General features: G+C 37.6%; 24 protein-coding genes. 10 read left to right on the top strand and 14 right to left on the bottom strand.

The genetic code is table 11. The annotated features are described in order from the left end of the window. Window positions 1-77: 77 nt before the first annotated feature. The 6 genes from prfA to DYI03_RS05585 form a co-directional block, all read right to left on the bottom strand. Complete coding sequence (gene prfA, locus DYI03_RS05610; RefSeq protein WP_004357239.1) at window positions 78-1,190, bottom strand: peptide chain release factor 1; 1,113 nt, start codon at window positions 1,188-1,190, stop codon at window positions 78-80. A 63-nt stretch (window positions 1,191-1,253) separates the two neighbouring features. Further along, window positions 1,254-2,417, bottom strand: coding sequence for an AIR synthase-related protein (locus tag DYI03_RS05605; protein ID WP_021670065.1), 1,164 nt, complete (start codon window positions 2,415-2,417; stop codon window positions 1,254-1,256). A 15-nt stretch (window positions 2,418-2,432) separates the two neighbouring features. Further along, the gene (locus DYI03_RS05600) at window positions 2,433-3,179 is read right to left on the bottom strand and encodes a shikimate dehydrogenase family protein (RefSeq protein WP_004357497.1); all 747 of its coding nucleotides are present in this window, start codon (window positions 3,177-3,179) and stop codon (window positions 2,433-2,435) included. Window positions 3,180-3,191: 12 nt separating this feature from the next. Next, window positions 3,192-3,926 (bottom strand): bifunctional demethylmenaquinone methyltransferase/2-methoxy-6-polyprenyl-1,4-benzoquinol methylase UbiE, encoded by a 735-nt coding sequence (ubiE, locus tag DYI03_RS05595; protein ID WP_021670066.1) that lies wholly within the window; start codon window positions 3,924-3,926, stop codon window positions 3,192-3,194. 48 nt (window positions 3,927-3,974) lie between these two features. Continuing rightward, a complete protein-coding gene (locus tag DYI03_RS05590) occupies window positions 3,975-4,925 on the bottom strand; it encodes a phosphoribosylaminoimidazolesuccinocarboxamide synthase (RefSeq protein WP_004357230.1) in 951 nt (316 codons plus the stop codon). Beyond that, a complete protein-coding gene (locus tag DYI03_RS05585; protein ID WP_025064435.1) occupies window positions 4,909-5,895 on the bottom strand; it encodes a PhoH family protein in 987 nt (328 codons plus the stop codon). Before DYI03_RS05585 ends, DYI03_RS05590 begins: the two co-directional genes overlap by 17 nt. 112 nt (window positions 5,896-6,007) lie before the next feature. Between DYI03_RS05585 and DYI03_RS05580 the strand changes: the two genes are divergently transcribed. Further along, a complete protein-coding gene (locus tag DYI03_RS05580) occupies window positions 6,008-6,826 on the top strand; it encodes a DUF5715 family protein (RefSeq protein ID WP_025064434.1) in 819 nt (272 codons plus the stop codon). Window positions 6,827-6,881: 55 nt separating this feature from the next. Here DYI03_RS05580 and DYI03_RS05575 read toward each other — a convergent pair whose 3' ends face one another. Then, window positions 6,882-7,511 (bottom strand): hypothetical protein, encoded by a 630-nt coding sequence (locus tag DYI03_RS05575; RefSeq protein WP_004357555.1) that lies wholly within the window; start codon window positions 7,509-7,511, stop codon window positions 6,882-6,884. Between the two features lie 263 nt (window positions 7,512-7,774). On the opposite strand from DYI03_RS05575, the gene DYI03_RS05570 reads away from it, so the two are divergent. Then, window positions 7,775-8,179, top strand: coding sequence for a rhodanese-like domain-containing protein (locus DYI03_RS05570; RefSeq protein WP_021670069.1), 405 nt, complete (start codon window positions 7,775-7,777; stop codon window positions 8,177-8,179). A gap of 328 nt (window positions 8,180-8,507) precedes the next feature. On the opposite strand, the gene DYI03_RS05565 is transcribed toward DYI03_RS05570, so the two are convergent. Beyond that, window positions 8,508-10,424: a polysaccharide biosynthesis protein gene (locus tag DYI03_RS05565; RefSeq protein ID WP_021670070.1), complete on the bottom strand. Its 1,917-nt coding sequence runs from the start codon at window positions 10,422-10,424 to the stop codon at window positions 8,508-8,510. A gap of 221 nt (window positions 10,425-10,645) precedes the next feature. Between DYI03_RS05565 and rfbC the strand changes: the two genes are divergently transcribed. From rfbC to DYI03_RS05545, 4 genes are read left to right on the top strand one after another with little or no spacing between them, the layout of a single operon-like run. Next, window positions 10,646-11,194 carry a dTDP-4-dehydrorhamnose 3,5-epimerase gene (gene rfbC / locus DYI03_RS05560; protein ID WP_021670071.1) on the top strand — a complete coding sequence of 183 codons (549 nt, stop codon included), beginning with the start codon at window positions 10,646-10,648 and terminating at the stop codon, window positions 11,192-11,194. A gap of 17 nt (window positions 11,195-11,211) precedes the next feature. After that, window positions 11,212-12,000 carry a DUF4738 domain-containing protein gene (locus tag DYI03_RS05555; RefSeq protein ID WP_021670072.1) on the top strand — a complete coding sequence of 263 codons (789 nt, stop codon included), beginning with the start codon at window positions 11,212-11,214 and terminating at the stop codon, window positions 11,998-12,000. A 57-nt stretch (window positions 12,001-12,057) separates the two neighbouring features. After that, complete coding sequence (serB, locus tag DYI03_RS05550) at window positions 12,058-13,305, top strand: phosphoserine phosphatase SerB (RefSeq protein ID WP_021670073.1); 1,248 nt, start codon at window positions 12,058-12,060, stop codon at window positions 13,303-13,305. Window positions 13,306-13,339: 34 nt separating this feature from the next. Next, window positions 13,340-14,065, top strand: coding sequence for a nitroreductase family protein (locus DYI03_RS05545; protein ID WP_025064433.1), 726 nt, complete (start codon window positions 13,340-13,342; stop codon window positions 14,063-14,065). 96 nt (window positions 14,066-14,161) lie between these two features. Here the strand turns inward: DYI03_RS05545 and DYI03_RS13425 are convergent, their stop codons facing one another. From DYI03_RS13425 to DYI03_RS05520, 6 genes are all read right to left on the bottom strand, one after another. Next, a complete protein-coding gene (locus DYI03_RS13425; protein WP_169720549.1) occupies window positions 14,162-14,326 on the bottom strand; it encodes a hypothetical protein in 165 nt (54 codons plus the stop codon). A 1-nt stretch (window position 14,327) separates the two neighbouring features. Next, entirely contained in the window at window positions 14,328-15,227 is a 900-nt protein-coding gene (locus DYI03_RS05540) for an RluA family pseudouridine synthase (RefSeq protein WP_021670076.1), read from the bottom strand. Between the two features lie 57 nt (window positions 15,228-15,284). Beyond that, on the bottom strand, window positions 15,285-16,649 hold the full coding sequence (gene hisS, locus DYI03_RS05535) for a histidine--tRNA ligase (protein ID WP_021670077.1): 1,365 nt from the start codon (window positions 16,647-16,649) through the stop codon (window positions 15,285-15,287). Window positions 16,650-16,656: 7 nt separating this feature from the next. Next, a complete protein-coding gene (locus DYI03_RS05530) occupies window positions 16,657-17,931 on the bottom strand; it encodes an adenylosuccinate synthase (protein WP_021670078.1) in 1,275 nt (424 codons plus the stop codon). Further along, window positions 17,931-18,422, bottom strand: coding sequence for a Fur family transcriptional regulator (locus DYI03_RS05525; protein WP_021670079.1), 492 nt, complete (start codon window positions 18,420-18,422; stop codon window positions 17,931-17,933). Before DYI03_RS05525 ends, DYI03_RS05530 begins: the two co-directional genes overlap by 1 nt. Before the next feature lie 352 nt (window positions 18,423-18,774). Continuing rightward, complete coding sequence (locus tag DYI03_RS05520; protein WP_025064898.1) at window positions 18,775-20,172, bottom strand: IS5 family transposase; 1,398 nt, start codon at window positions 20,170-20,172, stop codon at window positions 18,775-18,777. 293 nt (window positions 20,173-20,465) lie between these two features. On the opposite strand from DYI03_RS05520, the gene DYI03_RS05515 reads away from it, so the two are divergent. The 4 genes from DYI03_RS05515 to ileS all read left to right on the top strand — a co-directional run bounded on the left by DYI03_RS05515 (window position 20,466) and on the right by ileS (window position 26,588). Then, window positions 20,466-21,074 carry a TetR/AcrR family transcriptional regulator gene (locus DYI03_RS05515; protein ID WP_004357422.1) on the top strand — a complete coding sequence of 203 codons (609 nt, stop codon included), beginning with the start codon at window positions 20,466-20,468 and terminating at the stop codon, window positions 21,072-21,074. Window positions 21,075-21,117: 43 nt separating this feature from the next. Continuing rightward, window positions 21,118-21,864, top strand: coding sequence for a 3-oxoacyl-[acyl-carrier-protein] reductase (gene fabG, locus DYI03_RS05510; protein ID WP_021670083.1), 747 nt, complete (start codon window positions 21,118-21,120; stop codon window positions 21,862-21,864). 138 nt (window positions 21,865-22,002) lie between these two features. Beyond that, complete coding sequence (locus tag DYI03_RS05505) at window positions 22,003-22,668, top strand: RluA family pseudouridine synthase (RefSeq protein WP_021670084.1); 666 nt, start codon at window positions 22,003-22,005, stop codon at window positions 22,666-22,668. A 251-nt stretch (window positions 22,669-22,919) separates the two neighbouring features. Then, window positions 22,920-26,588: an isoleucine--tRNA ligase gene (ileS, locus tag DYI03_RS05500; RefSeq protein ID WP_021670085.1), complete on the top strand. Its 3,669-nt coding sequence runs from the start codon at window positions 22,920-22,922 to the stop codon at window positions 26,586-26,588. Window positions 26,589-26,633: the final 45 nt, after the last annotated feature.

The raw sequence follows: 26,633 nt of genomic DNA, 5'->3' as shown, positions 1-26,633 counted from the left end.
TGATTATTTTCAAGTAGCAATCGTTTTTTTCTTAGTCTATAAACTTTTGAAATTTGAATTATTTTATATTTTTAGACTTACAATTCGTTTTCTTTCAACTTTTCTGCATTTTCTGCAACAGTAAGTGCATCTATCATATCTTGAATATCACCATTCATAAATCCTGGTAAATCGTGTGTGGTAAAACCTATTCTATGGTCTGTTACACGTCCTTGTGGATAATTGTAGGTACGAATTTTTGCCGAACGGTCGCCTGTTGAAACAAGACTTTTACGTCTGCTTGCAATGTCGTTTACATATTTTTGATGTTCACGGTCATATATAAATGTGCGCAAACGTGACAAGGCACGCTCCTTATTCTTAGGTTGGTCGCGAGTTTCTGTACATTCAATGAGAATCTCTTCAACCTCTCCAGTGTTTGGGTTTTTCCACGGATAACGCAAGCGAACGCCTGATTCTACTTTATTTACGTTCTGACCACCAGCACCACTTGAACGGAATGTATCCCATTTGATGTCGCCTTCATTGATATTTACTTCAAACTTATCGGCTTCAGGGAGTACAGCTACGGTGGCTGCTGAGGTTTGCATACGTCCTTGCGTGTCGGTTGAAGGTACACGTTGCACACGGTGAACGCCTGATTCATATTTTAAAATTCCATAAACACCAGTACCAGCAACTGCAAAATCGATTTCTTTGAAACCGCCAACAGTACCTTCTGAAACTGATGTAATAGAAAGGTTCCAACCTTTTTTATCACAATAGCGCTTATACATATTAAAGATGTCGCCTGCAAATAAGGCAGCTTCATCGCCACCTGCACCTGCACGAATTTCCATTTGCACATTCTTATCATCTTCAGGGTCTTTCGGAACAAGCAAAAGTTTTATTTCTTCTTCAAGATTTGGCAACAATTCTTCGTTTTCACTCAACTCCAATCGAGCCATTTCCTTCATTTCTTGGTCGGTTTCATTGGTGAGAATATCTTTTGCTTCGCTGATTGTTGTCAAACACTTAATGTATCGCTTACGCGCATCCATAATGTCGCCAAGGTCTTTATACTCCTTGGTTAGTTTGACGTATCGTTGTTGGTCGCTGATAACATCAGGGTCTGTTATTAATGTCGAAACTTCTAAAAAGCGTGCTTCTAATCCGTCAAGCTTTTCTAATATACTATTTTTTTCGGGCATATATTTTTATTTGATTATAGATGCTGTATTTTTCAACGGACTTATGCCGTTATTTTTGTTTGATTAATAATTAAATACTCCAAATTCGCTCTTGATAGTCAGGCTCTTTTCACCTTCTTCTATATGTCCAATCACTTGAGCATCAATATTAAATTCTTTGCTGATAGCAATAATTGAGTCGGCAACCTCTGGACGAACGTAAATTTCAATTCTGTGTCCCATGTTGAACACTTGATACATTTCTTTCCAATCTGTACCACTACAATCTTTGATAGCCTTAAAGAGTGGTGGAATAGGGAACATATTGTCTTTCACGACTTTACAGTTGTCATTTATAAAGTGCAAAACTTTAGTTTGAGCTCCCCCCGTGCAATGTACCATTCCATGAATTTCAGAGCGTTTTTCGTCCAAAATACGCTTTATGACAGGGGCATAGGTGCGAGTAGGGGAGAGAACCAATTCGCCAGCCTTGATAGGACTATCTTCAATGGCATCGGTCAGTTTATATTTACCGCTATAAATTAATTCTTCAGGCACAGCATGGTCGAAACTTTCAGGATATTTCTTTGCCAAATACTTTTCAAAAACATCATGACGAGCACTGGTTAATCCGTTGCTACCCATTCCGCCATTGTATTTCTTTTCGTAGGTTGCTTGTCCTGTAGAACTTAATCCCACGATAGCATCGCCTGGACGAATGTTTGCATTGTCAATAATATCAGAACGTTTCATACGACAAGTGACAGTCGAGTCAACAATAATCGTGCGAACCAAATCGCCAACATCAGCTGTTTCGCCACCTGTCGGATAAATACCGATACCCATTTCGCGCATTTCAGCCAGCAATTCGTCAGTTCCATTGATGATTGCTGAAATAACTTCACCTGGAATAAGCATCTTGTTGCGACCAATAGTTGATGAAACTAAGATATTATCAACCGCTCCAACACAAAGCAAATCATCGGTATTCATAACGATAGCATCTTGTGCAATGCCTTTCCAAACGCCCAAATCGCCTGTTTCTTTCCAGTACATATAGGCAAGCGAAGACTTTGTGCCAGCACCATCAGCGTGCATAATGTTACAATACTCGCCATCTCCACCTAAAATATCAGGAATAATTTTACAAAAAGCCTGTGGAAAAATTCCTTTATCTATATTTTTAATAGCGTTATGAACGTCTTCTTTTGCTGCGCTAACGCCACGCATTGCATATCTGTTATTCATTTATAGTATCTTTAATTATTTTTTCCCGTTCCAAATATCCCAACTTTCAAATGCTTGAAGCAATAACATTTCCAATCCATTCTTGACTACAGCACCATTTTCGGCACCTTTCGCCATGAATTGTGTAACATCAGGATTATAAAGTAAATCGTAAAGTAGGGTATGACTATCCATTGCCTCGTATGGTAATGGTAAATATTCTTCAACATTTGGATACATTCCTACTGGAGTACAATTGACAATTACATTAAATTCGTTGATAATCTTAGGCGAAATATCATTGTAAGTTAATCCAGCAATGTTCTTACGTCTTGAAACATATTTTGTTTCAATTCCCAAAGAAGCTAAACCATAACTAATAGCTTTTGCTGCGCCACCCGTTCCCAAGATAAGCGCCTTCTTATGATAACGTTCTAAAAGCGGTTCTATGCTCTTTGTAAATCCAATAACATCGCTGTTATAACCTTTTAAATAGACTTTGTTTCCATGATGCTCTACTTTTACAACATTAACAGCGCCAATAGCTTTGGCTTCTGGACTAAGCGCATCAAGATATTTTATGATTTGCTCTTTGTATGGAATGGTTACATTGAACCCTTTTAAGTTTGGAGTCGTATTAATTATCTCCATAAGATCGGCAATATTCGAAATTTCATAATTCAAATATTGTGCATCAATACCTTCATTCTGAAATTTTTCATTAAAGTATTCTTTAGAAAAGGAATGTTCTAAAGGGTATCCAATAAGTCCATATTTATCCATAAGCCATAAATTTTATTTTTCAGCAATATACATGGTACATATACCAAAAGTCAATCGCTTAAAAGAAGTTTTGGCAAAGCCTGCTTCTTTTAATATTTTCATCATCACTTCTCCTTGTGGAAAAGCTGCAATCGTTTTATTCAAGTAATCGTATGCACCGCTGTCTTTCGAAATTAAGCGTCCATAAGTAGGCAAAACTATCTTTGAATAGAGTTTAAACAATTGCTTCATTGGGAATTTCACAGGTGTGGTAAGTTCTATAATGCAGAGGTGTCCGCCTTTTTTAAGCACTCGACACATCTCGGAAAGTCCTTTATCTAAGTCTTGAAAGTTTCTAATTCCAAAAGCCGCAGTAACAGCATCAAAGGTTTCGGAAGGGAAAGTAAGGTTCAAACAATCTTCTTTTTGAAAAGAAATGGTTTGATTAAGTCCTATCTTTGCTACCTTTTGTCGGCCTATTTCCATCATACCTTCGGAAATATCAGCACCTATAAGTGTCTTTGGTTGGAGCATTTGAGAAGCTAAAATGGCAAAATCTCCAGTTCCTGTTGCAATATCAAGCATTTGTTTAGGAGAAAAAGGAGCAAGTTGCATGATAGCTTTGCGTCGCCAACCTTTATCAATATTCCATGACAATCTATGATTTAAAGTATCGTAAGTAGGGGCAATGTTATCAAACATCGCCTCTACTACTTTTCCTTTTTCCTCAGTACTATTATAGGGCTTAATTTTTTCTTGATTATACACGTTCTGTGTTATTTAAGAATTTATTTCCTTCAGTATTTTGAGCATCATTTACTTTCTTGATGCAAGATATTCACTTACATTTTTCTCAATGCGCTTTGCTAAGTCTGTTGTATCTGTTGCTTTTACAAACTTTTCACCTGTAATATGCTCGTAAAGTTCAATGTATCTGTCGCCTACGCTTGTTGCATATTCATCGGTAATCTCTGGCATAATCTGCCCTGGTTCGTTCATAAAGTTATGTTCAATCAGCCATTGACGAACAAATTCTTTTGAAAGTTGCTTCTGTGGTTCACCCTTTTCAAACTTTTCTTCGTAACCATCAGCATAGAAGTATCGACTTGAATCTGGAGTGTGAATTTCGTCAATAAGGTAGCATTTTCCATTACGCTTGCCAAATTCGTATTTTGTATCAACAAGTATCAAGCCTTTTTCAGCTGCCATTTCTTGACCACGTGCAAAAAGTTTGCGTGTCCAATCTTCGATTGTATTGTAGTCTTCTTCAGAAACAATGCCTTGTTTGATAATTTCTTCGCGAGAAATATTAAGGTCATGACCTTCGTCTGCCTTTGTTGTAGGAGTGATAATTGGTTCAGGGAAACGTTCGTTTTCACGCATTCCGTCAGGAAGTTTTACACCACAAATTTCTCTGCAACCTGCTTTATATTCTCTCCATGCTGAACCTGTCAAAATAGAACGAATTATCATTTCTACTTTGAAACCTTCACATTTCAAGCCAACTGTTACCATTGGGTCTGGTGTAGCTAATTTCCAATTTGGGCAAATATCAGAAGTTGAGTCTAAGAATTTAGATGCAATCTGGTTTAAAACCTGACCTTTGAAAGGGATACCTTTAGGTAAAACAACATCGAAAGCAGAGATGCGGTCAGTTGCAACCATGACGATTAAATCATCGTTGATATTATAAACATCACGAACTTTGCCATGATATACTTCATTTTGTCCTTCGAATTTGAATTCGGTCTTAGTTAGTGCATTCATTTTTATATTTTTTTGAATCCGATTTATTTAATCTTGACTTATCGTATGCGTCGTAAGCGTTTACAATTCTTGTAACAAGTTTATGGCGTACGATATCTTTTTGGTCAAGATTTATGATTGATATTCCATTTGTTTCTGTTAAAATGTCAATGGCTTCTTTCAAGCCACTCTTTTGATTATAGGGAAGATCTATCTGTGTTAAATCCCCCGTGATAACCATTTTTGAGTTCATTCCTAAGCGTGTTAAGAACATTCTTATTTGTGCTGTAGTAGTATTCTGCGCTTCATCGAGTATGACAATTGCATCATTAAGCGTGCGTCCACGCATAAAAGCGAGAGGGGCTATCTGAATGATATGCTTATCCATCATTTCTTGTAGTTTTGCAGCTGGAAACATGTCCTCAAGTGCATCGTATAATGGTTGCAAATAAGGGTCTATTTTATCTTTCATATCGCCTGGAAGAAAGCCTAGTTTCTCGCCAGCTTCTACTGCGGGACGTGATAAAATTATTTTCTTTACCTCTTTTCCTTTTAAAGCTTTAACAGCAAGTGCAATGCTTAAATAAGTTTTACCAGTTCCAGCTGGTCCTACGGCAAAAACCATATCGTTTTTATTAAAAGCATCAACTAAATCTTGCTGATTTTTAGAACGACTTTTAATAGGTTTGCCCGAAACAGAATAGACGATAACACCTTTTACAGCGTTTATTTTTGCTTGTTTTCCATTGACAATGTCAAGTATATCTTCTTCGGTAATGACGTTATATTTTACAATATGTTTGCAAATACGTTCAATATCCTCTTCGAATTTTGCCATTTGCTCTTCATCTCCAAGCACTTTTAGTACATTGTCGCGTGCAACAATTCTCACTTTTGGGAAGAGAGACTTTATTATTTGCAAATGTCCATTACCAACTCCGTAAAATAATACAGGGTCAATATCTTCAAGAATAATATGCTTTTCTATCAATTTTTCGTCTATATTAATAATAGGTGCAAAGTTAATATAAATTCGTGAACCTCGCAAATAAATATCAATTCTTATAAAACGAATTATGAAAAAAATTAGTACCTTTGCGGCAATGAAAAATAAACGAAAGATAACAAAGAATAATTTTCTTATAGGTTTTATGATTGCAACAGCTATCCTTGCTCTTATAAGGCTTATTTTCCCTTCAATAGCAGGTAAAACTTATTCTCTTAAAGAAGAAATTCCAACAAAATATATAAACAAAACATTATCAAGTAGTTCTATATTTCAAGAGGAATCTAATTCGATTAAAATTAATAGACAAGCTTATCTACCTCCATTAAGCTACACAAACTTTTATAATCGCGATGGAAAAGAACGCATTTCGCGTATTAATAGTGTGGCTGACTATGATGTAAGTTTCCCAGATTCTCAACATGTACAAGTTGCAGCTGCTTTAAAATATGCTGTTCCTGCTGTTGAAAATAGGATAGATGCTGAAAAAAGAATAAAAGAACTTGTTTATATAGGTAGCAATCCTTTTTATGAAGTGAAGAAATTATCGAATAGTGTGCCATATTTAGTTCCACGAGCTTCTATTTTGCTTCAAGATATTGGACGGAATTTCTTCGATAGCCTACAAGTCAAGAATATTCCTTTAAATAAATTGTTAGTAACAAGTGTTTTACGAACAAAAGAAGATATAAAAAATTTGCAAAAACACAATGGTAATGCAACTGAAAAAAGTTGTCATTTGTACGGAACAACCTTTGATATTGCTTATAACAAATATAGAGCAATTACTCGACCTGTTAGAGATGATACTTTAAAATGGGTTTTGAGCGAAGTACTAAACGATATGCGGAAACAAGGAAGATGCTATATAAAATATGAAAAGCGACAAGGTTGTTTCCATATTACAATTCGATAAAAAATACGCATACCGAAAGAGGAGGTGGGGGTATGCGTATTTTTTATGTTTTTTCTTATTCTATTATGATATGATTATCTTTGATAGGAATTGATACTCCAGCATTAAATAGTCGATTGAAAACTTCTGCATTTCCAGCACGTCGGTAAACAACATAAGCATATTGTTTTTTGTCTTTATCGGAGAATCCCATTTGTATGATAGCACCTAATGTATCGTCATTATAATCTACAATATTTAATTGTACCCCATTGCTAATAGTCAGCGTATTTTGCTTTACATCATATCGGAAATCATTCTCATAAGTTACAGTTTTACCTTTTGCAGATGAAAAGAAGAAGGAGTTGCATTTTCCATCTTTAAAATAGTAACTAATTGGGCTAGAACCTATGCGCATAGCATGATAGTCTTTATCAAACAATGTTCCATCTTCATTAATTATTCGAGTAGACAAACAAAACAAACCACCCGAAGACGTAAGTTCTTTGAATTCTTTTTCAGTAAGTTTTCTTACCTTTTTAGCATAACATTCTCCCTTTTTATTAAAAGCAAAACCAACAATAGGAGCTACACCTGCTAATTGTTCTCCTTGATTTTGTTTTGTAGTTTTACAAGCAGTTGCGGCTATTGTAAGCCCAATGCAACTTAACGCAAATACGAGCTTATGCTTTATCACTTTATTCATATATTTTATGATTTAAATTTTAATCCATATTTTGTTTTCAGACGGCAGGGTAGGAAATACTTTCAAGTAATTACACTACTACATTTTGCAAATATACAGTAAAAAAATGATTCTACAAACAATCTGATAAGATTATCAAAGGATTTATCTTTTTAGGTACAGCGGAAAGTTAAGTTGTATTAAAATAAGCGGCTATTATTGATAATTCCGATATTAGTTGGGTAGAAATCCTTATTTTTGTAGCAAAATAGACAAAAATAAATATGAAAAAACTATCTTCTATAGGAATAAAAAATGGTATAGTAGTATGCCTTATGGGGGCTATAACCGCTTGTAAATCAAATATAACAACTGTTGGTGATGTTGATGCAAATAAGTTTGAAAAAACGATTCAAAGTAATCAAATTCAACTTTTAGATGTGCGTACTGACAAGGAATATTCGGAAGGGCATATTGCAAGTGCAAAGAATATAGATGTACTGCAAGATAATTTTGCGGAGAAGGCGATAGCAACTTTAAATAAGAAAAAAACAATTGCCGTTTATTGCCGTTCTGGTAAACGTTCAGCAAAGGCTTGCGAAATTCTCAAAGCAAAAGGTTTTAAAACGATTAACTTATTAGGTGGTTTCTTGGATTGGCAAGCTAAAGGAAAAGCAGTAGAAAAATAACGCAATCTTTTGGGATTACAATTTGAATGACTTAAATTAGCGTCAGCGATGACCTTATTTAAGTCATCTTTGTAAGAAATAGGGTTTATAATGATAAATTAAAATATTTATTTATCATAATCTATATTAGTTTAAAATGGTATGTTTGTATTAACTATAAAAAATAGAACGTTTTTCAATATAGGCTATTTTGAAACTAAAAAGTGCCTATTTAAGCCTCCTAAATAGGCACTTTTTAGTTTCAAAGAACATTCTTCGTTTTTAAAAGGGAATTTTTGGGGAAACTTAATCTATTTGATTTCCCGAAGATTTCATGAAGAATTTCAATTTATTTTTTGTCCAATGCAGAATAGATGCTATTATTGCTGACATATTCGGGGACTATTTCTTTCATTTTCTTCACAATTTCCATATTGTTATATGTATGGCTAATGCGAATTAATTCTTCTATATCAGCGTTTACAGAATTGTAATCGTATTCACGCACTTGTGCTATGCGAATTTTTTCGTGGAAACTTGGCAATGTATTTTCTGTGGTACTCAACACCTCTTCATAGAGTTTTTCGCCTGCGCGTAATCCTGTATATTCTATATGAACATCGTCTGCGCCAGAAAGTTTTATCATTCTCTGTGCCAAATCAGCAATTTTTACAGGTTTACCCATATCGAATACTAAAATTTCACCACCTTTTCCATGTGTTCCAGCTTCTAAAACTAATTTGCATGCTTCAGGAATAAGCATGAAGAAACGTATAATTTTTGGGTCGGTAACAGTTACTGGACCGCCTGCTTTTATTTGTTTTTTGAATAGAGGAATAACTGAACCATTGGAACCAAGAACGTTTCCAAATCGTGTTGTAACAAATTGAGTTCCAGAAACTATTCCATTTTTATTTAAGCTCATATTTAAGCTTTGACAATAGATTTCACATATACGTTTAGAACACCCCATAACATTGGTAGGATTGACAGCCTTGTCTGTAGAAATCATCACAAATTTTTTCACACCATGCTTAACGCTAAGGTCGGCAATAACTTTTGTTCCCCAAATATTATTTTGAACGCTCTCAGAAGGATTATTCTCCATCATCGGCACATGCTTATAAGCTGCAGCGTGGAACACATATTCTGGTTTATATTTCTTAAAAATGGACTCCATTCGGTCGAAATTAGCAATGTTTGCAACAATGGTTTCAACCTTAATGTTCGCAAAATCAGAGTGCATCATTAAGCGAATATCGTGTTGAGGCGTTTCGGCTTGGTCAATTAAAATAAGTTGTGCTGGTTGATAGATTGCTACTTGACGTACCATTTCCGAACCTATAGAACCAGCCGAACCTGTTATCATGATACGTTTATCTTTCAGCAATCCTCCAATAGCGTCCATATCGACAGTTATTTCATCACGAGGCAATAGGTCTTCAATGCTTATTTCTTTCAATTGAACATGCTCAAAATCTTCTTTCCCACTCCATTCTTTCGACATTTCAGTAATGTAAATTTGCACTTTCGCATTGATTAATAAATCCTGCAAATGTGTGTCATCACGAAAACGTTTAACCTGAAGCGGAGAAACCAAAACCGCTTGAATGTTCATTTCATGAAGATGCTCCTCAAAGAATTTATCTATGATAAAGATTTTTTCGCCCATTAGGGTTTTACCAAAATACTTTTCATCATGTGAAATAAATCCTTTTAATAAGAATTTTGTTTTTTTATCGTTGTGAATATTGGTAGCTAACCCTATTCCGCCTTCATGAACACCATAGATAAGAGTACGCAATTTTTGATTGGGATTCATGGTAACATCGTAAATTGTCTTTACCAAAATACGAAAAGTTATCATTCCGATGGTTGCAACAAGATACATTGCTGCTATTTGCCGACCTTGTAATGGTACAAAATTCATTTTCCACGCAAAAATCATATAATGCATAACTTCTGCTAATGAAAGAGATAATAACATTGCTAAACTTACACGCTGCAAATCAACGAAAGAAGAATAACGTATGATACCCGAATAAGTACGGAAAACCCTAAAGCCTACAAGGTTAAAAACCATGTAAACAAAAATAGTTTTAGTCAATAAATAAATATGTTCAACAGCAATTGCACCATGATAGTAAAGCCAGAATATCAGCAATCCTGAAAAATAGCATATCATACTATCAATCAATAAAATTGTCCAATATGGTAAAGCTTTTCTAGAGAAATACCATCTAAAAAAATTCATATAAATATTCATATTAAAAAAATGCAACTATACGTTAATATCAGTTTGATTTTTTTTTTTGTCATTATTGTGCAAAAGTACAAAAAAATATCAAAACACCAAATGATACATTATAGTATTTCAAAATAAAAGAAATGTACAAATCAGAATTTAAAGCCAATTAACAAACGTTTTTTTCAATATCTCAATAAAAATATCTAACTTTGCATTACAATAAACTATATAAATGACAAATGGAATATAAGAAAACCAATATTGAGGGGGTTTGGATAATGGAACCTAAAGTTTTCAACGATAACCGTGGATACTTCTATGAAGTATGGAAACAATCTGATTTTGACAAAAATATAGGAAAGCATGTAGAATTTGTTCAAGATAACGAATCAAAATCTACCTTTGGAGTGTTGCGAGGTCTTCACTATCAAAAAGGAGAATATTCACAAGCAAAGTTGGTACGAGTACTAAAAGGAAAAGTATTAGATGTTGCTGTTGATTTAAGAAAAGACTCCCCTACCCTTGGGAAATACGTTATGGTAGAATTGTCCGACGAAAATAAACGACAATTTTTTATTCCTCGTGGCTTTGCCCATGGTTTTTTGGTTTTGTCAGACGAAGCAATATTCACCTACAAAGTAGATAATGTGTATGCTCCACAAAGCGAAGCTGGCATTAGATGGAACGATGAAACCATTGGGATTGAATGGCCTATTGACATGAATAAAGTCATCACATCTGAAAAAGACAACCATGCTGCAGCTTGGAAAGATGCTGAATTATTCTAATATAAAAGCATAATAGAATGAAAAAAAATCGAGTCTTAATACTATTTTTTTCAATCTTGCTTTTCGTAAGTTGTACCGATAAAGCAAAGGAAGATAATCCCGAAGAAGATTTGAAAGCAAAAGAAATGTTTCAAGGGCTTTGGGTAACTGAAGAAGACGATGTTCCTGCCCTTATGGCAAAGGGGGATAGTATTTTTTATCCAGACTCTGCAAGTATGTCTGTAAAGTTTTGGATTTATCAAGATTCGTTATTTTTGAAAGGACAAAATAAAAATAGCTATAAGATAACAAAGCAATCAGACAATATTTTTGTCTTTCTAAACAATAATGGAGAAGAAGTAAAATTAGTAAAAAGCAAAAATAAAGACCTGAAAGCCTCATTTGGTTATCAAGTTTATGCGATGAATACATTTTTACATGATGAAGCTGACACAACAGTAAGAACGAGTTTTGGCTATTTTGATAGCAATATCAAGGTCAAAACCACATCTGATAGGGTTATAAAATCAACATTTAATGAAAACGGAATGGAAGTAGATAACACTTATCTTGATAATGTTGCTTCCGTAAATATCACAAATCATGGAACAAAAATCTTTGCACATGATTTCAAAAAGCAAGAATTTGCATCACTAATAGATAGGAAATTCTTGGAAAAAAGTATTTTACGCAGATTTGAATTTAATAGAGCAGACGAAATGGCACTCTATTACGATGCTATTATTGGTATTCCAGATGCATCAACAAGCTATGTGATAGAAATTCGAATAACAAATGATGGAAAAACATCAATGAAAATGAGTTAGGTTTTACTATCAACTAAAAGAAAATAGCCATACCAAAGATATAATTAAAACGATTTTATGAAAGAAAATAAGAAAATTCAGGAAGAACAAATTTTAGTTAGAGTTACAGGACAAGATAGACCAGGTCTCACTGCATCGATAATGAGCATTTTGGCAAAGTATGATGCAAGGGTATTAGATATTGGACAAGCTGATATTCATGCTACACTTTCGCTTGGTATCTTAATCCGTACAAATGAAGATAATTCAGGAAAAGTAATGAAAGACTTACTTTTTAAAGCAACAGAATTAGGAGTCAATATCGGATTCTCTCCCATTTCTGATGAAGAATATGAAGAATGGGTTGACCAACAAGGCAAAAATCGATATATTTTAACTATCATTGGACGCTCACTTTCAGCAGAAAATATTGAAGCAGCTACTAAAGCTATTGCTAATCAAGATATGAATATCGACTCTATTGTACGCCTTACAGGTCGCCAAAGTATTGTACGCAAGAATACGAATGTACGTGCTTGTATCGAGTTATCGCTTAGAGGAACACCAAATGATTATGTTCAAATGCAAGCAGACTTAATGAAAATGAGTCAAGAACAAGAAATTGACTTCTCGTTACAAAAAGATAATATGTATCGTAGAATGCGCCGTTTGATTTGTTTTGATATGGACTCAACATTAATTCAAACTGAATGCATCGATGAATTAGCTAAAAAAGCTGGCGTAGGCGAGCAAGTTCAAAAAATAACAGAACGTGCCATGCGTGGCGAAATAGACTTTAAAGAAAGTTTTAAAGAGCGTGTTGCACTTCTAAAGGGACTTGATGCAAATGTGATGCAAGAGATTGCCGATAATTTTCCTATCACTGAAGGCGTTGATAGATTAATGAGTGTGCTAAAAAATTGTGGATATAAGATTGCTATTCTTAGTGGAGGATTCACTTTCTTTGGCGAATATTTACAACGAAAGTATAATATTGACTACGTTTACGCTAATGAATTGGAAATAGACGAAAACAATAAATTGACTGGAAACTTCGTTGGCGAGATAGTAGATGGTCGTAGAAAAGCTGAACTTTTGAAACTTATTGCGCAAGTAGAGAAAGTAAATTTAGCACAAACCATTGCTGTTGGTGATGGCGCAAACGACCTTCCTATGCTTGCAGAAGCTGGTTTGGGAATTGCTTTCCATGCAAAACCAAGAGTAAGAGAGACCGCAGAACAAAATATTAATGTCATCGGACTTGATGGAGTGCTTTATTTCTTAGGATTCAAAGATAGTTATCTTGGCGAAGCTGGAAGAATGTAAATTACCAACGACCGATATGAAAACCGAAGAAAAAATGTCTTTATACGAAATATTAAACCATCGTAGAGCCATTAGGCATTATGATTCTACCAAAACTCTTGACACAGAAAAGGTAAAAGAGTGCATAAAAATGGCAACATTGGCTCCAACGAGTTCAAATATGCAGCTTTGGGAGGCTTACCATATAACAAATAAAAATATTTTAGAGAAACTTTCTGTTGCTTGTTTAGACCAATTAACGGCAACATCAGCGCAACAAATGGTTGTATTTGTTACACGACAAAGTTATTTTAAACGCCACGCCAATGCTGTAAAGGAGTTTGAACGTGAAAATATCAAGTGTCATAGCCCATTAGAAAAGCAAGCTAAAAGAATAAAGAAATGGGATATTTATTACGGAAAACTGATGCCTTTTTTGTACGCCCGTTGCTTTGGTATATTTGGATTAGGCAGAAAAATCCTTGCGCAATGTATTGGATTGTTCCGCCCTATTGTTCGTCAAGTATCTGAAAATGATGTCCGCGTAGTTGTAAACAAAAGTTGTGCGCTTGCTGTTCAAACCTTTATGCTCGCTATGAGCGAAGCAAATTATGATACATGTCCATTGGAAGGGTTTGATAGTAAGTTAGTTAAAAAGGCTTTGGGTTTACCTTATGATTGCGAAATAAATATGTTGATAACTTGCGGCGTCCGTTTACCTGATGGAGTTTGGGGCGAACGCTTCCGCATTCCGTTCGAAGAAACTTATCATCAAATATAAATTGAAAGGTAATAGATATTTGATTTTCCAATAAAAAGGCAGCATTTTCAATAATTTTGAGAATACTGCCTTTCTTATTTCATGCGATTAAGCGTGTTAGAACGATGAGATGAGGCCTGTATTTGCCAACAAATATGCAGCAATAGCAAGCAAAATAACACCAACAACTGCTTTAAACAAACAGCTTGTAATCTTTTTTATTGCTAAAAATCCTATTATAATAAGGATAATAGTGCCCAAATAATTTCCTATATGTTCCATATTATTTACTTTCAAATAGTCGTTTAAAACCTGCTGGAATATATGTACTAAATTCCATTGGCTGACGAGTTATGGGGTGATAGAAGCACAACATGTAAGCATGCAAACACAATCGTCGCAAAGGATTATCGCCATTTCCATATTTATTATCGCCGCATACAGGGTGATTCATATCAGCTGCGTGAACACGGATTTGATTTTTTCTACCAGTATCTAATTTAAATTCCACCAATGAATGCGAATTGCTGCGCTTTAAAACACTGAAATGAGTAACGGCATATTTTCCTCCATTGTCGAAAGGAGAACTATAAGTTACATAAGCCTTATTATCTTTCAGCCAATTAGAAATCGTTCCACTATCATCTTCCATAATTCCGCTTAACACGGCAACGTATCTTCTATCGTAAACTATGTTATGCCACTCATGTTCAAGGATTTGTTCGGCTTGCATATCCTTGGCATAAATCATTAAACCCGATGTATCACGGTCAAGACGATGCACTACATGAGCAGTACACTTTTGTTTTGATTTCTTAAAATAATCGTCAAGAACTTTTTTCACATTCAAAGACGCATGTCCTGCCTCCATTGAAAGAATGCCTTGTGCTTTTTCTATGACGACAATGTACCTATCTTCGTATAAAAGCTTGACATAGCGACTTTGGAATTGGTCATTTTTCTTACTTGTACTAACAGAAATTTTATCACCAGCATGTAATTCGTAGTTAAATTGGGTAACGATTTTTTTATTAACCATGATACCACGATTTTGCAAAGTAGCCTTAATTTTTGATTTACTTTGCTTTACATTCGCCAATAACCATTCTAAAAGCAGCGCATTCTCTTGTACATTCAGTTGAACATACTTTTCCTTTTTCTGATATGGTTTTTGATTTCTCATTTATGGAAATATAAAAGGAAAGTCATAGGACTATTTCCCACAGCTTCCCTTTATTTATTATAAACCTAACTTTGAGATAAGTTCTTCGGAAGAAACAAGTGTTTGTTCACCCGATTCCATATCTTTCAAAGTTACTTTTCCTTGTTCTATTTCACTATCACCAGCTAATACAACAAAAGGAATATTCTTTGCATTGGCGTATGCCATTTGCTTTTTCATTTTTACCGAGTCTGGGAAAATTTCAGTTCGTATGTTTGCTTTGCGTGCTTGTGCAACAAATGGTAACACATAGTTCATTTCTTTTTCACCAAAGTTGATAAACAAGAGTTGAGTACCCGTTACGCTTGACTTTGGATATAAGTCCAAAGTGTTTAAAACGTCATAAATACGGTCAGCACCGAAACTAATTCCAACACCAGAGAGTCCTGGCATACCGAAAATTCCTGTAAGATTGTCGTAGCGTCCACCACCTGTGATAGAACCAATTTGAACATCTAATGCCTTAACTTCAAAGATTGCACCTGTATAGTAGTTCAATCCACGTGCCAAAGTAAGGTCCAGTTCAATCTCATTCTTTAGGTTTGTTTTCTTTAAAGCATCAAGAATATAGCGGGATTCTTCCACACCTTTCATTCCGATTTCGCTATTTGACAACACCTTAGCAATGGTATCGAGCTTTTCATCATTCGTTCCGCTCAACTGAATAATTGGTTGCAACTTCTCAATAGCATCGGTTGGTATGCCCTCTTTGGCGAGTTCAGCATTCACACTTTCCAATCCTATCTTATCCAACTTATCAATTGCGGTGGTAATTTGCACAATTTTATCAGCTTCACCAATAACTTCTGCAATACCAGATAGTATTTTTCTGTTGTTGATTTTGATTTGCACACGAATGCCAAACTTTGCAAAAACCATATCAATGATTTGCATTAGCTCGACTTCATTGAGCAATGAGACTGACCCAACAATATCGGCATCGCATTGATAGAACTCGCGATAACGTCCTTTTTGTGGGCGGTCAGCACGCCAAACAGGTTGAATTTGATAGCGTTTGAATGGCATTTGCAATTCCTCACGGTGCATTACGACATAGCGAGCAAATGGGACTGTTAAGTCATAGCGCAATCCTTTTTCTGCAACTTTGGTCTGTAATTTAAGCGGATTACGTTCTAATAACTCCTCATCTTTTGCATTTTTAAGGAAATCACCAGAATTTAATATTTTGAAAAGCAACTTGTCGCCTTCGTCCCCATATTTTCCCATGAGTGTTTGAAGGGTTTCCATTGCTGGAGTTTCGATTTGTTGAAATCCATAAAGTGCATATACGCTCTTTATTGTATCAAATATATAATTTCGTTTTGCCATCTCATCGGGTCCGAAATCTCGTGTACCCTTTGGGATAGAAGGTTTATTTGCCATATATTTATTATCGTATAATGGTTTGTTCTCGGTCTGGTCCAATAGAAATTACACCGATTTTTGTTTCAAGGAATTGCTCAAGGAATGCTACATAGTCGTTAAATTCCTTTGGGAATTGTGCTTCACTTGTAAATTTTGTCATATCTGTTTTCCAACCTTTTAATTCCTTATAGATTGGTTTAACATCTGAAATGTCGTAAGGCAATTCGTCAGTTGTTTCGCCATTTGGCAATTCATAACCCACGCAAGCCTTGATGGTTTCGAATGTATCAAGTACATCGCTCTTCATCATGATAAGTTCTGTAACTCCATTCACCATTATAGAATAGCGAAGTTGTACCAAATCTATCCAACCACAACGACGTTCTCTGCCCGTAACAGCACCATATTCGTGCCCTAAATCACGCATTTTCCCACCTGTTTCATCAAACAATTCTGTTGGGAAAGGACCTGAACCAACACGCGTACAATAGGCTTTCATAATGCCAAACACGTTGCCAATTTTATTAGGACCAATGCCTAATCCTGTACAAGCACCTGCGGAAATGGTATTTGATGAGGTTACGAAAGGATAAGAACCAAAGTCTACATCAAGCATTGTGCCTTGTGCGCCTTCGCAAAGAATACTCTTTCCATTGCGTAAAGTATGGTTGATTTCATGTTCAGAATCCACAAAACGGAAGTTCTTCATGTATTCTATACCTTCCAACCATTGTTTTTCAATTTCCTCAAAGCCCTCAAAGTCAGTCCAATTCATAGCAGCAAGCATCTTCAAATGACGCTCTTTATGCTTCTCATATTTACTTTCAAAGTCTTCAAGAATATCTCCAACACGCAAACCATTGCGACTTGTTTTGTCGGTATAGGTAGGGCCGATGCCTTTCCCCGTAGTACCTACCATTTCTTTTCCCTTTGCAACTTCGTTAGCTTTATCGAGAATTCTGTGAGTAGGCATGATTAAATGTGCCTTTTTAGAAATGTAAAGTCTTTCAAAAAGAGGGTGTCCTGAGGCTGCCAAATCTTTTGCTTCATTCATAAACAAATCTGGTGCTAACACTACCCCATTGCCAATGATATTGATTTTTCCTCCTTGGAAAATACCAGATGGTATAGAACGTAGTACATATTTCTGACCTTCAAATTCCAAAGTATGACCTGCGTTTGGACCACCTTGAAAACGAGCCACAACATCATAGCGCGGTGTAAGCACATCAACTATTTTTCCTTTACCTTCATCGCCCCATTGTAAACCCAATAGGACATCAACTTTACCTGTTTCCATTAATTCTTATCTTGTTTCTTATTTTTTGCTTTATTTTGTTCACGCAATAGCTTGGTATGGCACTTAGAACAGACACCATATATATATAGCGAAAATCCATCTTTGCGGAACCTTGATAATTTTGTGTCTGCAATAGCCGCCGTAATAGGTTCGGAATCTATTTCAGTAACAGTCCCACAGACTGTGCATATCTGGTGAATATGGTCATCATTATTGTAACAGACTTCATATTTTGTCTGCCCAATAAATCGATGACGCACTACTAAACGTAACTCTATGAAGAGCCGCATTGTGTTATACAATGTAGCGCGTGATACTCTGAAACTGTCTTTTAGCATTTTAGCACTTAACTCTTCGAGTGAAAAATGCCCTTGCATATCATAAACAGCATCAAGAATGGCAAAACGCTCGGTAGTTTTTCTATGATTATTCATCTCAAGATAACTATCGAGAATGCCTCTAACTTTTTGTTTGACTATATCTTTAGTCACGACTAACTGATTAAATTTCCTACAAAGTTAGGAAATTTTAATCACAAAGTCTAAATAAGGCAAATAAAAAAAAGTTAAACCATAGCTTTCATGATACCGAAAAATGAAGTGCAAAGAAGAAATGCGATAATCTAACTAATATCCTCATCTTCTAAAGTGATTGTTTTGCGGTTCAATAGAGCCTATTTTGCAACTCAAAAGAGCCTGTTTTGCACCTCAAAAGCTACTGTTTTACTTCAAAAACAATTTCCAAGTGCGACACCCCCTCTGTTCAATATGGTAATTTATGCAAACTTTCTAATTCTGTGTAAAAGTCCGAATTGTCTAAATAGTCGTCCCTCAAGAACTCGACTTACAACCCGCAAAAGGTATTGGATAACACCTTTGTTTCATTAAAGTTGGAATCCACTCCTTGGATACTCCATTTTATCATGGTTCGAATAAGGCACAAAAGAAACCGCATGGCTCTTTTGAAGTTGAATGCAGCCGCAGCGAGCATCACGTTGATGGCATCACCCAAGAGACCCTTATAGAAGTTTCTCCCCAATCGATGATCTGCTTTGCAGTGCCCTATGACAGGCTCTATTCCTGCTCTCTTGCGGAAGAACCTTTGTTTTTTCTTTTTCGTGTGTGGCGAGTCGCTTGCCTTGGGAACGCCGGGTATCATGATGTTCGTCTCTCCGCACGTTTCCTGCCCGCGATACCCTCTATCCCCCGCGAGTCTTTTGATTTTCCTGCCATAGACCCTGCCGACCTGCTCCATTGCCTTGTCTATCGTATGACCGTCGTATTCATTGCGGAAAGATAATGCACCGACAATGAGACCATTCCACAGTCTGACAAGGGAGACTTTATTGCCGAACTCGTATTTCTTGTGGTCCTTCCCCTTGCTGATGCACAACACGTCCGGCTCATGAAGGGAGTAGATCTTATGACCGTCCCTTCTCTCGCCGTTAACGAACTTCATGCAGACCTCAATACGTTCTTGGTAAGAGTTCTCAGGGGGCAAATTCCGAACCAGCTCGCGCAACAGCCTTCCGGCGATGGTGCGCATCCGACGATCGGCCTTCCTTACCTTGGCTGAACTGTTCTTCCTGCCACGGAAACGCTGCACAAGCTTAAGTCTCTTGATTTCCCTGGCATAGCTTTGGCGCACCTTGAGGTGCTCTGCATGAGCCACGTCGCGGCAGAAACCGATGATTTTATTGAGGAGTTTCGAATCCGTGGGGAACGTGACGTTCTTCTCCTGCACGGTAGAGTCGATAAAGGCTGTCTGCTCGGTGTCGGACTTGCGTCCACGACCGTCCTTGCCGTCATTTCTGTTTTCATTCTCTTTCCGCTTGTCGTCAAGCAGCAGATTTACCCGGATGCTCTCCTTGAGAATCAACTCCATACCCGCTTCGCCAATGCGATGGCGGAACTCCACGAGTTCCGTCGGTACGCAAGGTTTGGCGATGGTGAAGGATTCCATTCCGCAAAAATACTGGTAGTAGGCGTTCTCCGAGAACTGTTCCACGACGCTCTCGTCCGAGACGTTGCGAATATGCTTCAGCACTATAAGACCGACCATCAGGCGGATAGGCTTGGCCATGCGTCCGTTGTCCTTACAGTACAAGGGGGCAAAGGAACGCTCAAAGGTTTCCCAATTTATCAGATTGGCAAGTTTGTACATTGGATGGGTGGGATTGAGCATGGATGCCAAGTCCCAAAACATTGATACCTGATGGGTGTTGGATGGAGATTTATACATTGTTGATTTGCAAGATTTTACCATGCAAAGATACAAAAACTTGTAGATATATACAAATAATAGAAAGGCTATTTTATTGATAATCAATAGGTTATTTACTTTTCAAGGGACGACTAAATAGAAGTACGCTATCAATCTTTATCCTCCCAAAAATTGATTTTATTAATACAAAAAGCCGATAAGAATTTGTAAGTTTCGTTTTTTTTCTCTACTTTTGCACATTGTAATAACATTGTGCAATTATAAAAAAGGATTTACTTTTTAAGCACAAACAATCATAGGGAGGGACAAAAATGTCTATTTCGAAGACAAGGCAAATGTTTGTAGATGTGGCACGACAAATTTTTGCAAAAAAAGGAATTGCCAACACCACAATGAACGATATTGCGGAAGCCTCAGGAAAAGGTCGCCGCACGCTTTACACCTACTTCAAAAGTAAGGACGATGTTTACTATGCGGTCATCGAAGCCGAATTAGAAAGGTTATCTGAGAAGCTTGACGAAGTAGCAGCAAAGCATATTTCACCACACGATAAAATCATTGAACTCATTTATACCCACCTTAGTATGATAAAAGAAACCGTTATGAGAAACGGAAACCTCAGAGCGGAATTCTTTAGAAATATATGGATGGTGGAAAGAGTACGCAAAAATTTTGACGAAGACGAAATAGAACTTTTCCGAAAGGTATATACCGAAGCAAAAGCTGACGGCGATTTTGATATAGACAATGTGGAACTCGTTGCTGACATTACCCACTATTGTATAAAAGGATTGGAAGTACCATTTATTTACGGCCGATTGGGACACGGATTGACCGAAGAATCAAGCCGACCATTAGTAGCAAAAGTAGTCTACGGTGCGCTCGGAAATAAAGGTTTGAAGCCAAAACTAAACGACTAAAGCAACAACAAATAAATAAAAATAGAAACTAAAAATAAAAATTATGGGATTATTAAATGGCAAAACAGCACTTATCACAGGTGCTGCTCGCGGTATTGGAAAGGCAATTGCATTGAAATTTGCATCAGAAGGCGCAAACATTGCATTCACAGACCTACAAATTGACGAAAACGGAAAAGCTACAGAAACTGAAATCACTGCTTTAGGCGTAAAATGTAAAGGATATGCAAGCAACGCTGCCGACTTTGAACAGTCAGCAGAAGTTGTAAAACAAGTAAAAGAAGAATTTGGAAGCATTGATATTCTTGTAAACAATGCAGGTATCACCAAAGACGGTCTTATGCTCCGTATGACAGAAGCACAATGGGACGCAGTAATTGGCGTAAACCTTAAGAGTGCTTTCAACTTCATACACGCCTGTGTACCAGTAATGATGCGCCAACGTGGCGGTAGCATCATCAATATGGCAAGTGTTGTAGGTGTACACGGAAACGCAGGACAAGCTAACTATGCTGCATCTAAGGCTGGTATGATAGCTCTTGCAAAGAGTGTTGCACAAGAAATGGGACCAAAGGGAATCCGTGCAAACGCTATTGCTCCTGGTTTTATCGACACTGCAATGACACAAGAATTATCAGAAGAAATCCGCAAAGAATGGGTTTCTAAAATTCCATTGCGCCGTGGCGGACAAACAGAAGATATCGCAAACACTGCACTCTTCCTCGCTTCAGACCTCTCAAGCTACATCTCTGGACAAGTACTCCAAGTTGATGGCGGTATGAACATGTAAAAATAATTTTGGAGTTTGTTAGACAAGTCGAACTGGTTAGACCAGTCAGACTTGTCAGACTTGTCAGACTTGTCAGACTCGTCTAACAAATCCCCAAAAACAACAGAAAAGTCCTCTTTTCTCAATAAAAAAATCCCCATGCAAGTACTTTACGAAGACAACCATATCATCATCGTTTACAAAGAAAGCGGAGAAATTGTCCAAGGCGATAAAACTGGCGATAAACCACTTTCAGAAACTGTAAAAGCATGGCTCAAAGAAAAATACGCCAAACCTGGCAATGTTTTCGTGGGTGTGGTACACCGATTAGATCGCCCCGTGTCAGGAATCGTAGTATTTGCAAAAACATCAAAAGCACTCTCACGACTAAACGAAATGTTTAGAAAAGGAGAAGTAAAGAAAACCTATTGGGCAATGGTTCAAAATCCACCTCAAAAGCTCGAAGGAACAATAGAAAACTATCTTTTACGCAACGAAAAACAAAACAAAAGTTACGCTTACGAATACGAAAAGAAGGGTGCAAAAAAAGCGATACTAAAATATAAAACCATCGGACAAACAGAACGTTACACCCTACTCGAAGTAAATCTAATGACAGGGCGCCACCACCAAATACGTTGCCAATTGGCAAACATGGGTTGTGTCATCAAAGGCGACTTGAAATACGGAGCAAAACGCTCCAATCCTGATGGGAGTATTTCACTACTTAGCCACAGCGTAGAGTTTATCCACCCCGTTAGCAAACAACCTATCTCAGTGGTTTCCCCACTCCCAAAAGAAGCCGTATGGGATTCTTTTAGATAAACAGGCTTTCTTTTCTGGCTGATTAGTCGGACTTGCCAGACTTGTCAGCCCAGTCTGATTTATCTAACCACTTCGAATTATCTGAATAGTCTGAATAGTCCGACCAGTCAGACTAGTCCAACAACCCCTGATAAGCCCCCTCAACCCTGCTCCCCACCCTTTAACTTACTTTTTTCGTAAATATCCACTATATTTAAAAATAATTCCGTAAATTTGCATTTCAAACGAAAATAGGAAAAATACATATTATTATGTCAAAAAAATTCGCCGAACATAACGGATTGAACTTGGTTAATACCAACAAAGAAGTGTTAGACAAATGGAAGCAACAAGATATCTTCCACAAAAGTATAGACGAACGAGAGGGTACACCTCAGTTCATCTTCTTTGAAGGACCTCCATCTGCCAATGGACACCCTGGCATACACCACGTTCTCGCACGCGCTATCAAAGATACATTCAACAGATACAAAACCATGCAAGGATTCCAAGTACACCGCAAAGCTGGCTGGGATACACACGGACTCCCTGTAGAATTGGGCGTGGAAAAGGAATTGGGCATAACAAAAAAGGACATTGATAACAAACAATCGGACAGGTACATTTCAACAGAAGAGTACAACCACAAATGCCGAGAGAACGTTATGAAGTTCACAGAAGAGTGGCGACAGCTCACAGAACAAATGGGCTATTTTGTCGATTTAGACCACCCTTATATTACATACGACAACAAATACATTGAAACCCTATGGTGGTTGCTCAAGCAATTGTACAACAAGGGGTTACTTTATAAAGGATATACCATTCAGCCTTACTCTCCTGCTGCAGGTACGGGACTTTCAAGCCACGAGCTTAACCAACCTGGTTGCTACCGAGATGTAAAGGACACGACGGCAACGGTACACTTTGCTATCAACGAAACCGATTGGACTACATTCTGCAACAAACACAATGTAAAGACCAACAATTGGGGAAAACCATCATTCCTCGCATGGACAACAACACCATGGACATTGCCTTCAAACACAGCACTTTGTGTTGGACCAAAGATTGAATACCTTATCGTAGAAACTTACAACCCATATACAGCCGAAAAAGTAACAGTGGTGATTGCTGAAAGCCGTCTTGCTGCTTACTTCAAAGCAGAAGGAGAAGTAAAAGAAGGCGAAATGCCAGAATTTAAAAGCGGCGACAAAGTAATGCCTTACCGTGTTTTGGGAAAGGTAAAAGGTACTGACCTTGAGGGCATTCACTACGTTCAACTCATGAAATGGGTAAAACCAGTAGAACGCATCGGCGAGTTTGCACCTGCATTCGTAAACGATTACGCTCAACAACACAGCGAAAAAGTATTCGAAAGCGAAGACGGTCGCGACAAATTTGTAGAAATGGAAAGCGAAGCCTTCCGCATTATCCTTGGCGACTACGTTACAACAGAAGATGGTACAGGTATCGTTCACATCGCTCCAACCTTTGGTGCCGACGACGCTAAGGTGGCTAAGGACGCAAAAATCCCTGCCCTATACTTGATTTCTCACAAGGGTGAAACACGCCCAATGGTAGATTTGCAAGGAAAATATTACCTCATTGACGAGCTTGATACCAACTTCGTAAAACATTGCGTAGACCAAACAGCCTACGGAAAGCATGCTGGCGACTATGTTAAGAACGCATACGACCCACGCTTCAACCCTAATGGCGTATGGGATAAGGTAGCTACCGAAAAGTCAGAAGACTTGAATATTGTCATGTGTCTTGAGATGAAACAAGCTGGCGAAGCATTCAATATTCAGAAACATACCCACAATTATCCTCACTGCTGGCGTACCGATAAGCCTATTCTTTACTATCCGCTCGATAGTTGGTTTATTAAAGACACCGCAAAGAAGGAACGAATGGTTGAACTGAATAAGACAATCAACTGGCAACCAGAGTCTACGGGAACTGGACGCTTTGGCAATTGGCTTGAAAATTTGAACGATTGGAACCTCAGCCGTTCACGTTTCTGGGGAACACCACTACCAATTTGGCGCGACGGAAAGCGCAACGAAAAGTGCATTGGGTCAGTAGAAGAACTTTATAACGAAATAGAAAAAGCTGTAAAAGCAGGCGTTATGAAGAGCAACCCATTGAAGGAACGTGGCTTCATCATAGGCGATTACAGCCAAGAAAACTATGACCGCATTGATTTGCACCGCCCTTACGTTGATGAAATCGTACTCGTTAACGACGAAGGCGAACCTATGAAACGTGAGGACGACTTGATTGATGTATGGTTTGACAGTGGTTCAATGCCTTACGCACAACTTCACTACCCATTTGAAGGCGAAATTTCGAAAGAAGGATTGGCTAAATTGGGAGTTAAAGAAGAGGAATACCGCCAACAATTAGTAGCATCTAACTACGAAGGAATGGCTGTTCCACCAACTTTCTACCCTGCCGATTTCATCAATGAAGGTGTAGACCAAACCCGTGGTTGGTTCTTTACACTTCACGCAATCGCTACAATGGTGTTCGACTCTGTGGCTTTCAAAAACGTCATCTCTACTGGTTTGGTCTTAGACGCTAAGGGAAACAAGATGAGTAAACACGTGGGCAACGTTACCAACCCATTCGAAATGATAGAAAAATATGGTGCCGACCCTGTTCGTTTTTACATGATGACCAACAGCGAGCCATGGGATAACCTAAAATTCGACCCAGAAGGAGTAGACGAATGCCGCCGTAAATTCTTCGGTACATTATATAATACATACAGTTTCTTTGCCCTTTATGCGAACGTAGATAAGTACGAAGCAAAAGAATTGGGCGAAAACACGCTTACAGACGATGCAACCGAAATTGACAGATGGATTATTTCAAAACTTAATTCATTGATAAAGAAGGTTACAGCCGAGCTCGAAAACTACGATCCAACACGTGCTGGACGCTTAATCGACAACTTTGTAAACGATGATTTAAGCAACTGGTATGTACGTTTGAATCGTAAACGTTTCTGGGGCAAGGAAATGAGTGGCGACAAACGCAGTGCTTACGATGCGCTTTACACTTGTTTGATGACCGTAGCAAAACTCATGGCACCATTAACTCCATTCTATGCTGACGAACTTTACCACGATTTGGGCGGTAAACTCGAAAGCGTTCACTTGGAAAAATGGGTAGTAGCCGATGAAAATGCGATTGATACCGACTTAGAAGCACGCATGGATATGGCTCAACGCATCACATCTATGGTCTTGGCTTTGCGTCGTAAAGTAAACATTAAGGTGCGCCAACCATTATCACAAATCATGGTACCACCAACCGACGACAAGCAACGACAACACATTGCAGCCATGGCTGACCTCATCAAGAGCGAGGTTAATGTAAAAGAACTTAATTTCGTTGAAGGTCAAGGCATTCTCGTGAAGAAAGTAAAGTGTAACTTTAGAGTCATGGGAAAGAAGTATGGCAAACTTATGAAAGACATTGCTGCAAAAATGAACAACCTCAATCAAGACGAAATTGCACAGTTTGAGCAAAGCGGAAACTATGCTTTCGAATTGCAAGGCGAAACCATTTCGGTTGATGTAGCCGATGTTGAAATCATCTCAGAAGACATGCCAGGCTGGTTAGTGAGCAACGAAGGCAATCTCACAGTGGCACTCGAAGTGGAACTTACCGAAGAATTGAAGAAGGAAGGTATGGCACGTGAACTTATCAACCGTATTCAAAACCTCCGCAAAGAAACTGGTTTCGAAATTACAGACCGCATCATCGTTACAATAGCACCTAACGAAGAGACCACTGCAGCTATCAATGCTTTCGGTGAACTCATCAAAACACAGGTCTTAGCAAACGATATTATCATTGCAGAGAACAAAGGAACAGAAACAGAATTTGACGAATTTAAACTCAACATTCTCGTTGAGAAAGCATAAAAGTGAGGCGATAGGGCAGCAAATAACGCACACTGCCCCATCGCT

The organism is Prevotella disiens, assembly GCF_900454955.1.
Lineage (GTDB): Bacteria > Bacteroidota > Bacteroidia > Bacteroidales > Bacteroidaceae > Prevotella > Prevotella disiens.
This window is presented reverse-complemented; position numbering and strand designations above follow the sequence as displayed.